At 57.2% G+C, this 1389-nt stretch carries 1 pseudogene; it reads right to left on the reverse strand.

Features of this window, described 5'->3' with window-relative positions:
• Positions 1–243: 243 nt before the first annotated feature.
• Positions 244–1282: pseudogene (locus IVB50_RS26045) on the reverse strand (IS110 family transposase).
• Positions 1283–1389 lie beyond the last annotated feature (107 nt).

Here is a 1389-nt window from a genome sequence, read left to right on the forward strand (position 1 = left end):
CCCTGGCTGTTCTCTAATTCCGGGCGTGAGGTCAAGCTCTCCTTGAACATCCTTGCCGGGTCCATGGTTCTCTCCGCGGTAGGGGCGTGCCCTCCGCATGATGGCGTAAGATGACGTTAGCGGATCAATGTGTGAAGCGCGCTTTGCCCTTTCGAGCACCGCAAAGCCAGGGGCGATCTCACCAACGCCAGCGTCCCGGCAGGGACGTTCGCTCCCGCTGTTCGGCGGGAACTCGTTTATCCTTTATGCAGGCTGATCAGCAGCATCCCTTGATGACCATTTAAATTCGGTAGTCGATCCACATCCGATGCAGAATGACAGCAAGTTTTCGGGCAACCGCAACCTTGGCTTTGCGTAGGCCGCTTCGTTTCGCAAGCCGAATACCCCACGCTTTTAGTGCTGACCATTTTGCTACGCGCGTCAGCAGCACATTGGCCGCCTCGTAGAGGTAACTTCGCAGCATCTTATCGCCGCATTTCGAGATTCGGCCCGTCCAGTCAATCTCCCCGGATGCGTATCGGCGAGTCGTTAGCCCTGCGTAGGCTCCGACGCTTCGTGACCTCTTGAAGCGAGCGGGGTCATCGATCGTCGCAAGGAAGCAAAGGGCCGTGACCGGGCCGACGCCAGGAGCCGTCATGAACCGTCGCACGTGAGCATTGTTGCGAGCCAGCCGCAGCACCTTGCGGTCAAGGTCCTCAATCTGTTGCTCGACGGCCTCGCGTGCCTTCAGCAATGGATCGACCGCGGCAAAAAGCTCTGACCGTTGCTCGGCCAACTGCGCAGCGCGCACAGCAAACACATTCATCTTTGCTCGTCCGATGACGAGCCCAAGATTCTTGAGGAGCCCCCGGATTTGATTTTCGATATCCCGCTTGATCTTGACGAGCAGAGCTCGACTGACAAGAAGGGCTTTGGTCGCATGACTGTCGAGATCCTTGACGCAAACCTCCTTGTACCAACCACATTGCATGATGCGCGCTATGCCAGCAGCGTCATTTCGGTCGCTCTTATTGATCTGCATCTTCAGAACCGCCTTCGCATGCCTGGCGTCAATGCAGATAACGGGTAACCCGATCTTATTCAGTTCGGTCCACAGCCATGTCGACGTTGCTCCGGTCTCGAGTCCAATCCGAACGACGTGTGACGCGTGCAATTTGATGAACGTCGCGATCGCCTCCGGGTCAGACGTAACCACCCCTTCGCGCTCGACCTTTCCGGTCCGATCGACGATGCAGATCGAAGTCAGTTTCAGGGACACGTCTAATCCGACATAGTGCTCCATTGCCTCTCTCCATCATTGCAAGGCCCTGGGGTAGGCCTCGTCGAGTCCTGGAGAGCTGATTCGCAGAGCCTGAGTATGGCTCCGAGCCCGGAATTACCCCATGTGTG

The sequence above is a fragment of the Bradyrhizobium sp. 87 genome (assembly GCF_023073015.1).
Taxonomy (GTDB): Bacteria; Pseudomonadota; Alphaproteobacteria; order Rhizobiales; family Xanthobacteraceae; genus Bradyrhizobium; species Bradyrhizobium canariense_D.